The organism is Chthonomonas sp. (assembly GCF_035294505.1).
In the GTDB taxonomy this organism is placed as follows: domain Bacteria; phylum Armatimonadota; class Chthonomonadetes; order Chthonomonadales; family Chthonomonadaceae; genus Chthonomonas.
Genome location: NZ_DATGKU010000002.1, coordinates 1 through 8,515, shown reverse-complemented (window position 1 = coordinate 8,515; position 8,515 = coordinate 1). Strand labels below are relative to the sequence as shown.

The window sequence follows — 8,515 nt, the reverse complement described above, 5'->3', positions numbered from 1 at the left end:
GGCGAAAGGACTGCCGGACGACACCATCCATTTCAAGTTCAACGGCTCTGCCGGGCAATCTTTTGGGGCCTTCCTTGTGCCTGGAGTAACCTTCGAGCTGGAGGGCGATGCCAACGACTATCTCGGCAAAGGGCTATCGGGTGGCCGTATCATCGTCTACCCGCCCAAAGAGTCGCCCTTCGATCCGGCCGAGAACATCGTGGCCGGCAACACCATCCTTTATGGCGCCACAAGCGGCGAGGTCTATCTGCGTGGCGTCGTTGGGGAGCGGTTCTGCGTGCGCAACAGCGGTGCCGTTGCCGTGGTCGAGGGCACGGGAGATCACGGCTGTGAATATATGACCGGTGGGGTTGTTGTAGTGTTAGGGCGCACCGGGCGCAACTTTGCCGCCGGCATGAGCGGAGGGGAAGCTTTCGTTTGGGACCCCGACGGCACGTTCCATCTTCGCTGCAACTTTAACCATGGGCTTACCGAGCTAGAGCCTTTGCGTGAAGAGCGCGACATTGCTTTGGTTCGTGAGCTTATTGAGAACCACTATCGCTTTACAGGGAGCGATCGGGCTGCAGCCATCCTAGAACGCTGGGAAGAGTCCCTTTCCCAGTTTGTGAAAGTGGTCTCTTTGGAGTATCGTCGGGTGCTGCAGCAGCGCGCGGCCCGCGCCGCCCAGAGCGCCGAGGCCGCCGGCGTTAGCGCTTAGGGAGGTGTCCCTGTAGTAGGTTCATCAGGCGCTCGGAGCATGGCTCCGAGCGCCTTTTTTGAGTTTGCTGGCGAAGCGCGATAAAAATGAGTTGAGTAATGGCGCCGATATGGACTAAAATAGTTTCCAAACCCTTTTCGAGAAGGTAGGACATGCTTTATCGGATCATCTGGGCGGCCGCCTGGCTGCTATTGCGTTTTCTCTACGCCCTTTTGGGCGGGTTAAAAATAGAGGGCGCCGAAAACGTCCCTCGAAAAGGAGGCGTGCTCGTTACCCCAAACCACCTTAGCGATGCAGATGGCCCTACCATCTATCTTGCCCTGAAACGCCCCTGTTGGGGCATGGCTAAATCCGAACTGTTTCAAACGCGCTTCCTTCGCTATATCCTGCGTCTCTTCCATGCCTTTCCCGTAAAGCGCTACTCCGCAGACCTCGCGGCCCTGCGGCAGGCCGAGGATTTGCTAAAGCAAGGGGAGGCGGTTGTGATCTTCCCGGAGGGCAAGCTGAGTGAGGATGGGCAACTGCAACCCTTCCTGCCGGGGGTGATCCTGGTGGCGGATAGGGCGGGCGCCCCCATCTTACCGGTAGCCCTTATCGGTACAGATCGCCTGCTACCCTATGGGAAACTGATTCCTCGACCGATGCACAGGCCCGTGGTTGTACGATTTGGTAGGCCTATCCTCCCGGAGGAGTTGCTGAAAGGGCTGAAAAAGCGCGAACGTTTAGAGGGCGGCGCGGAACGGCTTCGGGCCGTTGTGAAAGCACTGCTCGAAAACCAACCCTATCCATCCTTCACCGAAGATGCGCCTGAAAACAAAGAGGAGCCGATGGATGAGAAGGAGCCTTCAAGAGAATCCTCCTCGTAAACCGTCTTCTGGTGCACGGCACCGCTCGCCTTTTTTTTCGCTAAAAAAGTTTGCCGATGGGTGTGACGTTTTCGCCGATTCTTGTGTTATAATAGATGTGTGCGGCGGTAAGCACCGCCTTCGAGCAGCCCCACGCGATTCGGGGCCGAAGCCAGGAATTTTTACAATCGTGTAAAGGCTACGGGGTGCTCCAAAGAGGAGCTGAGAGCCGGGTGACCCCGGCAACCCTTGGAACCTGATCCGGTTAGTACCGGCGGAGGGAAGCCATGGTAAAAGCATTTCTTCTCTTTTGTTCTCATGGCACCTCCCAGCTCGGTGAAACGATCTGGGAGGTGTTCGTATGTTAGGGCATCTCTATTTGGTGATTACGCCACGCCCCGGCCAGGACGATCCCGAGATTCTGGCACGTGCCGAAGCGGCCCTTAACGGAGGGGTGGACATCCTGCAATTACGCGCCAAAGACTGGGATGCCCTGCCTATTCTCCACCTTGGCGAGAAACTTCTCTCGCTGTGTCGTCGCTACCGCATCCCCTTTGTGCTCAACGATCGTCCCGACCTCGCTGCGCTGCTTGAGGCCGATGGCGTTCATGTGGGGCAAAACGATCTGACGCCCCAGCAGGCGCGCCGTTTCTTTCAAGGGATCGTTGGTCGCAGCACCCATGCCCCCCAACAGGCGCAAAAGGCCCTTGCGGAAGAGGCCGACTATCTCTCTATCGGGCCGATTTGGGAAACGCCAACCAAGTTAGGGCGCCCTGCAGCGGGGCTAGAGTATGTGCGGTGGGCCGCTCAAAACCTTCCTCAGAAAACCGTTTGGTATGCCATTGGAGGCATCCAGCTTACAAACCTTTCCCAAGTGCTTGAAGCGGGCGCACGACGCATCGTTGTGGTGCGGGCCATCTACGACGCAGAAAGTCCGGAAAAAGCGGCGCGCGCTTTTAAGGAGGAACTCGAAAGATGGTCTACGTGAACGGAGAACCACGCCAAGCCGCCGGTAAAACGCTAGAGGAGCTGCTGAAAGAGCTTCAGCTGAATCCGCAACTGGTTGCCGTTTTGGTAAATGAGACCGTTTACCCGCGCGGCAAACTGCCTACAGAGCCTTTGAAAGAAGGCGATGTGGTTGAGATAGTGACGCTGATGCAGGGAGGGTAGGAGCCTGGAGATCAGGCCTTACCTGCTAAGGAGGAGATCGTGTCCGATTCATTCGTTATCGCTAATCAGACCTTCCAAAGTCGCCTCATCGTGGGCACGGGGAAATATCGCGATCGGGGCGTCATGCGGGAAGCCTTAGAGGCCTCCGGTGCCGAGATGGTTACCGTCTCTATTCGGCGAGTAGAGATCGGCGCTCCGGGGCATCAGGGACTTCTAGAGGAGGTGATGGGCAAATATCGCCTACTGCCCAACACGGCCGGGGCGAAAACAGCCGAAGAGGCCATTCGCATCGCCCGACTTGGTCGCGCCCTAACCGGCGAGAACTGGGTGAAGCTTGAGGTGATCCCCGATCCGCTGTACCTGCTGCCCGATCCGTTGGAAACCTATCGCGCCGCCGAGATTCTGCTGCAGGAGGGGTTCGTCGTGCTTCCCTACATCGGCCCCGACCCGGTGCTTGCGACGAAGCTCAGCGCCATTGGCTGTGCCACGGTCATGCCCCTGGCCGCCCCCATCGGATCGGGGTGGGGAGTAAAGACCAGAGCGCTGATCGAGGTGTTTCTGCGCCTGCGCGATCAGCTACCACCTATTGTGGTAGATGCCGGCTTAGGGCTTCCCTCGCACGCCGCCGAGGTGATGGAGTTGGGAGTCGATGCTGTGTTGGTGAATACGGCCATCGCCGAGGCGCAAGACCCAGTGGCGATGGCTGCCGCTTTTCGCATGGCTGTGGAGGCGGGTAGAAAAGCCTACCTGGCCGGGCCTATGACCGCGCGTGAGACCGCAAGCCCAAGCAGCCCCGTGGTAGGCGTGCCGCTGGTGCAACCGGAGACACCGGTATGAGCCGGACAGAGGCTCTGCAGCCTATGTCGCCAGAGGCGTTCTCTAACCACCATGAGGTGATCGTTATCGGTGGCGGCATTATCGGAAGCCTCGTCGCCTATACCCTGCGTAGGGCCGGCGCTGAGGTGGTGATGCTCGATGCCGGCTTTGATGGCGAGGCTACCCGTGCCTCCGCCGGTATGTTGGCACCCTATCCAGAAGGCCTATCCGGTGAACTTCTCGAGTGGGCGGAGGAGAGCCTTGCGCTCTACCCGGCTCTGGTTGCAGAGCTTCAGGAACAGACCGGCATTGCCGTACCTTTCTCGTTAGAAGGAACCGGCCTCGTTATGTCGAGGGGTGGAGACCGTCTATCGGTATGGCCATCTTTGGCCTCTCTAAACCTACAAGGCCGATCCGATCCGGGCGGTTATGTGCATCCATTGCGTCTGAAGGAGGCGTTGTGGCAGGCCTTTCAGCAGATGGGCGGGCAGGTGCTTCGCGCTGAAGCTTTGTTTGTAACTAAAGGGAGAGTAGAGACCGATAGAGGGGCGCTGCTCGGCTCCCATATCGTCCTGGCAACCGGCGCTTGGTCGGGGCGTTTCGGATTAGAGGTACAGCCTTTGAAGGGCGAAGCGATGTGGCTCGATGCAGCGCCTCCAACCATCCCACTCTTTTTAGAAGAGGGTTATCTCCTGCCGCGGGATGGAGGGCTTTACGTGGGGGCTACCCAACGGGAAGGGTGGCATCCTGGGGTAGACCTCATCGGGCTTCAGTGGCTTATTTCCCTTGTACGCAACCATTTTCCTCATCTTGAAACGGCTTCTATAAAGGCCTTTCTCTGGGGCTACCGCCCTATGGGGACGTTGCAGGTAGGGGAGATCGCTTCGGGCATCTATGCCGCCACGGGGCACGGGCGCAATGGGGTGCTGCTGGCCCCGGCAACAGCACAACGTATCGCAAAATCAATTTTTGGGGTTTCCCCAAGGAGGAGCAGAGAATGACGCAGTTAGAGGCAGCTAAAAAAGGCCATATTACCGAACAGATGGCCTATGTGGCGGAGCGCGAGGGCGTTTCGCCGGAGTTTGTTCGTGAACAGGTTGCCGCCGGACGGGTGGTGATTCCGGCCAACCCAAACCACACAACTCTCAGCCACTTCACCGCCATTGGGGAGGGGATGCGGGTAAAAATCAACGCGAACCTAGGCACCTCCTACGACTATGTGCACCCGGACGAGGAGATAGAAAAGGTAAAAGTAGCCATCCAGTACGGTGCCGACACGGTGATGGACCTCTCCACGGGCGGGGATATCGCCGCCATTCGGCAGAAAACCCTTGAAGCCAGCACCGTTCCCCTCGGCACCGTGCCCATCTACGAGGCCGAGTTTCGTGCGGCCAAACGCAAAAGCTTCTTCGATATGACTGCCGATGAACTGTTTGAGGTTATCGAGGAGCACGGAAAGTCTGGGGTGGACTACATCACCGTGCACTGCGGTGTGACCCGCGAGTCGTTAATGCGCTATCAAAACACACACCGCACCACGGGCATTGTGTCGCGCGGTGGTGGACTTTTAGCCGCCTGGATGCTGAAGCGTGAGGAGGAAAACCCGCTTTGGGAGCGCTTCGACGATCTGCTCGATATCGCGCGAACCTACGATATGACCCTCTCTCTAGGGGATGGTCTTCGGCCTGGCTCGCTCGACGACGCCACCGATCGCCCTCAAATTCAAGAGCTTCTGCTTATTGGGGAGCTTGTAGAGCGCTCTCGAAAAGCGGGAGTGCAGGCGATGGTCGAGGGGCCGGGGCACATTCCTCTTAACGAGATACAGACCAACGTGCAGATACAGAAAAAACTCACACGCTATGCCCCATTCTACATTCTAGGAATGCTGCCTATAGATACCGGCGCTGCGTTTGATCACATCGTGGGCGCCATCGGTGGGGCAGTGGCCGGCTGGCATGGCGCCGACATGCTTTGCTACCTTACACCCGCCGAGCATTTGGGGCTGCCCACGGTAGAGCATGTGAAAGAGGGGGTCATTGCCTTTAAGCTGGCTGCACATATCGCCGATGTAGCACGCGGCAACAAGGCCGACTGGGAGCGCAACCGCCAGATGAGCGAGGCCCGCTATCGGCTCGACTGGCAGAAACAGTTCGAGTTGGCCCTCTTCCCCGAAGAGGCGCGGGCGATGTACGAAGCGCGTGGCACGAAAACCAAAGCCTGCAGCATGTGTGGTCCCTTCTGTCCCATGAACCTAGTCGAGGTGGTGATGCGTGGACGGCGCGGCGCTGCCAAGGAGACGCAGCTGCCGCTGGAAGAGGCCCTAGGCGCAGAAGTCACCGCGTAAACCATGTCCGTGCCCTCTGTGCTCACCGTGGCCGGCTCCGACTCGGGAGGCGGAGCCGGCCTTCAGGCCGATCTGAAAACTTTCGAGCGCTATGGCGTTTATGGCATGAGCGCCGTAACGCTTATCACCGCTCAGAACCGAAGGCGCATTGATCAGGTTTTTCTGCTCCCGCCCGATCTCGTGGCGGCGCAGATAGAATGCGCTTGGGAGGAGTGTTCCCCTCATGCCATAAAAACCGGAGCTTTAGGAAGCAAGACCATCGTTGAAGCCGTTGTGCAGGCGCTGAATGGCCACCATCTGCCTCCTCTCGTAGTTGACCCTGTGTTCGTGAGCAGCAGCGGAAAGAAACTTTTGGAGCCCGACGGAATCGAGGCGCTGGTAACGCAGCTCTTTCCGCTGGCGACGCTCATTACGCCCAACCTGTTTGAAGCGGAGGTGCTGCTGCAACGTGCCATTGCTGCGGATGACGAAGAGCAGATGTGGGAAGCGACCCATGCTTTAAAACACCTCGGCCCCAAAGCCGTTCTGTTGAAAGGAGGGCATGCTTCGGGGCCGGAAGCGGTAGATTTTCTTTTTGATGGGCAAACGTGCCATCGTCTTGCTCTACCTCGGCTTGCCGGTGCGGAGCTTCACGGGTCGGGTTGCCGGCTCTCAGCGGCCATCGCTGCGCGGCTGGCCTGGGGCGATTCGCTGCATAAGGCGGTAGAAGAGGCCAAGGGCTACGTTTTCCGTCAGATGGAAAGCACCTCTTTTTCCTTCTCTGCCGCTTCAGAGAGCGATTAGCTACAGGTTGCTGTAGTCGGTTACCGAGCGTTGGTATGGGTAGACCTGCACGCCGGTAGTGTGGAGGTAAGCGATGGCGCGTTGCACCTCGCTAAGAGGGCCGGAAAGATCCACTTCAAAATACCCTCCTTCTTCCTCATCAAAGGCGGCCCGCACGATGTTCACCACCACATCGAAGTCTTTCCCAACCCGATAGAGCAGGGGGGCGCGGTTCTGTTCCGCGGCCACCGTAGCGATTCGCACGCGGATGGTAACGGATTGCGACACGGTGGTTTCCGGCGGTTGTGGCGGGGGGGAGGGAACCGGCAGATTCTCTCCGCTTTCTCCAGGCAGCAGCCCTAGTGCGTGAAGGTAGGCTTTGGCCTGGGTAACCTCATTTTGGGAGCCTTCTATATCTACCGTTAGGCAGGCAACCTCTTCGCTTATCCGCGCTCGTCGAATATGGGTAACCACATGGAAGAGACGCCCAAGTCGCCAAAGGAGGGGACGTTGGGCCATCTCTCCGGTGGCCGTGAGATTCACGGTAACAACAGGCATCGTCCGGTCTAAGTACTCCTCGAATTGCTCACTCTGGTCAAACGAAACCTACGTCCCGATGCGCGTGCCGCACTCGGCGCAGAACTTCGCGCCTTCCGGAATTTGGGCATGGCACTGCGGGCAGGTTGTTTTGGTGCTTAGCGGCTTGCCACATTCCGGGCAGAACTTGCCACCCTGCACTGCGGAGCCGCAGTGGGGGCAGGTGACGGTGGCATGGGCGGTAAGGTTGATGTCGGCAGTAAGGTCTTTCTCTTGGAGTTTGGAGTATATCTGCTCCTTTACCACCTGAGCTTGTGCGCTCGCCAGCTCCTCTTCCTCCACAGGGGCGCACTGCTTACAAAGCCCACGAGCTTCGTTCCAGCAGACCTCTTTACAAACCCATCGGCCACAGCGTCGGCACTGATTGAAGAGCGGCTTGATCTCTTGGACAGCTGTTTGCAGCGCCGTGTCGTGCGCCTTGCCGCCCACGGCGCGTTGGACACTGTAGGCCGAATCGCCTGCCCGACTCAAGATTCCACCGAAAAGCCCCCCGGCGGCACGAAGTGCATCGCCCATAAGGCCGAGCTTGTTTGGCTCGTAAGTCGACATGAAACCGTTGTGGCAGTGGTCGCAATAGAAGCGAAACTGAAAACCTTGATCGGTCGAAAGATCGTCGTAGTTCTGTACGAACTCAATAACACCCATTGCATGTCCTCCTAGAAACGTTTTTTTGATAGATAGATTTAAAGGCACTAGCCTCCGGCGATGGCCGGGACGATGGAGACGGAGTCGCCATCCTTAACGGGGGTATCTTTCCCTTTTAGGAAGCGAATATCCTCCTCGTTTACATAGATGTTCACGAAGCGCCGAATATCTCCGTTTTCATCCACAAGCCGCTCAGAAATGCCTGGAAACTGCCTTTCCAGGTCTTCGATAAGCGTTGCAATCGTGCCGGGGGCTGCTGTCACCGCATCCACGTCGCCGGTATAGCGACGCAACGGAGTCGGTATTAGGACGGTTACAGGCATAGACAATTCACTCCTTACTAATGAGATGTACGAAAAAGAGGCGCCGTAGAACGGCGCAACTTCACCTGAAAAGGTGTTACCCTATAAGGCTTCCAAAATTCAAATGCGCTATCACGACGAGGTCGCCAAAAGCTTTTCGGTTTTCAGGGCGGCCTCGAGCGAGTTCAGGTTTGGCTCGATGGGGATGGTGTGTCCTACCCGTCCCATCACGGCCTCCTGGGTTTTGAGGCCATTGCCCGTGATGGCGATCACCACCACATCGTCTTTGCCGAATCGGCCCTGTTCCGCCAGTTTTTTCGTCACCGAAACGGTAACG

General features: G+C 57.9%; 10 protein-coding genes, 2 pseudogenes and 1 riboswitch. Of the genes and pseudogenes, 8 read left to right on the top strand and 4 right to left on the bottom strand.

What is annotated here, in order from left to right; translation table 11 throughout:
- The 8 genes and pseudogenes from VKV18_RS00095 to thiD form a co-directional block, all read left to right on the top strand.
- A pseudogene (locus VKV18_RS00095) lies at positions 1–697 on the top strand (glutamate synthase subunit alpha); the annotation flags it as partial.
- A 152-nt stretch (positions 698–849) separates the two neighbouring features.
- Positions 850–1,563 (top strand): lysophospholipid acyltransferase family protein, encoded by a 714-nt coding sequence (locus VKV18_RS00090; protein ID WP_324202193.1) that lies wholly within the window; start codon positions 850–852, stop codon positions 1,561–1,563.
- Between the two features lie 171 nt (positions 1,564–1,734).
- Positions 1,735–1,841: riboswitch (TPP riboswitch) on the top strand.
- A gap of 62 nt (positions 1,842–1,903) precedes the next feature.
- A complete protein-coding gene (thiE, locus tag VKV18_RS00085; RefSeq protein ID WP_324202192.1) occupies positions 1,904–2,530 on the top strand; it encodes a thiamine phosphate synthase in 627 nt (208 codons plus the stop codon).
- A complete protein-coding gene (thiS, locus tag VKV18_RS00080) occupies positions 2,518–2,712 on the top strand; it encodes a sulfur carrier protein ThiS (protein WP_324200140.1) in 195 nt (64 codons plus the stop codon). Before thiE ends, thiS begins: the two co-directional genes overlap by 13 nt.
- Positions 2,713–2,751: 39 nt before the next feature.
- Entirely contained in the window at positions 2,752–3,549 is a 798-nt protein-coding gene (locus tag VKV18_RS00075) for a thiazole synthase (RefSeq protein ID WP_324202191.1), read from the top strand.
- Positions 3,546–4,529, top strand: a complete 984-nt coding sequence (locus tag VKV18_RS00070) for an NAD(P)/FAD-dependent oxidoreductase (protein ID WP_324202190.1) — start codon at positions 3,546–3,548, stop codon at positions 4,527–4,529. Before VKV18_RS00075 ends, VKV18_RS00070 begins: the two co-directional genes overlap by 4 nt.
- Positions 4,526–5,872 (top strand): phosphomethylpyrimidine synthase ThiC, encoded by a 1,347-nt coding sequence (gene thiC / locus VKV18_RS00065; protein ID WP_324202189.1) that lies wholly within the window; start codon positions 4,526–4,528, stop codon positions 5,870–5,872. Before VKV18_RS00070 ends, thiC begins: the two co-directional genes overlap by 4 nt.
- 9 nt (positions 5,873–5,881) lie before the next feature.
- Positions 5,882–6,655: a bifunctional hydroxymethylpyrimidine kinase/phosphomethylpyrimidine kinase gene (thiD, locus tag VKV18_RS00060; protein ID WP_345786385.1), complete on the top strand. Its 774-nt coding sequence runs from the start codon at positions 5,882–5,884 to the stop codon at positions 6,653–6,655.
- Here the strand turns inward: thiD and VKV18_RS00055 are convergent, their stop codons facing one another.
- The 4 genes and pseudogenes from VKV18_RS00055 to VKV18_RS00040 form a co-directional block, all read right to left on the bottom strand.
- Complete coding sequence (locus tag VKV18_RS00055; RefSeq protein ID WP_324202187.1) at positions 6,656–7,192, bottom strand: NIL domain-containing protein; 537 nt, start codon at positions 7,190–7,192, stop codon at positions 6,656–6,658. It lies immediately after the preceding gene.
- A gap of 48 nt (positions 7,193–7,240) precedes the next feature.
- The gene (locus VKV18_RS00050) at positions 7,241–7,876 is read right to left on the bottom strand and encodes a zinc ribbon domain-containing protein (RefSeq protein WP_324202186.1); all 636 of its coding nucleotides are present in this window, start codon (positions 7,874–7,876) and stop codon (positions 7,241–7,243) included.
- 47 nt (positions 7,877–7,923) lie between these two features.
- The gene (locus VKV18_RS00045) at positions 7,924–8,199 is read right to left on the bottom strand and encodes a MoaD/ThiS family protein (RefSeq protein WP_324202185.1); all 276 of its coding nucleotides are present in this window, start codon (positions 8,197–8,199) and stop codon (positions 7,924–7,926) included.
- Between the two features lie 111 nt (positions 8,200–8,310).
- Positions 8,311–8,515, bottom strand: a pseudogene (locus tag VKV18_RS00040) (threonine synthase); the annotation flags it as partial.

What these genes read in the sequence shown, in the direction of transcription:
- VKV18_RS00090 (WP_324202193.1), top strand. Translation starts at nt 850, where the DNA reads ATGCTTTATCGGATCATCTGGGCGGCCGCCTGGCTGCTATTGCGTTTT.
- thiE (WP_324202192.1), top strand. Translation starts at nt 1,904, where the DNA reads ATGTTAGGGCATCTCTATTTGGTGATTACGCCACGCCCCGGCCAGGAC.
- thiS (WP_324200140.1), top strand. Translation starts at nt 2,518, where the DNA reads ATGGTCTACGTGAACGGAGAACCACGCCAAGCCGCCGGTAAAACGCTA.
- VKV18_RS00070 (WP_324202190.1), top strand. Translation starts at nt 3,546, where the DNA reads ATGAGCCGGACAGAGGCTCTGCAGCCTATGTCGCCAGAGGCGTTCTCT.
- thiC (WP_324202189.1), top strand. Translation starts at nt 4,526, where the DNA reads ATGACGCAGTTAGAGGCAGCTAAAAAAGGCCATATTACCGAACAGATG.
- VKV18_RS00055 (WP_324202187.1), bottom strand. Translation starts at nt 7,192, where the DNA reads ATGCCTGTTGTTACCGTGAATCTCACGGCCACCGGAGAGATGGCCCAA.
- VKV18_RS00050 (WP_324202186.1), bottom strand. Translation starts at nt 7,876, where the DNA reads ATGGGTGTTATTGAGTTCGTACAGAACTACGACGATCTTTCGACCGAT.
- VKV18_RS00045 (WP_324202185.1), bottom strand. Translation starts at nt 8,199, where the DNA reads ATGCCTGTAACCGTCCTAATACCGACTCCGTTGCGTCGCTATACCGGC.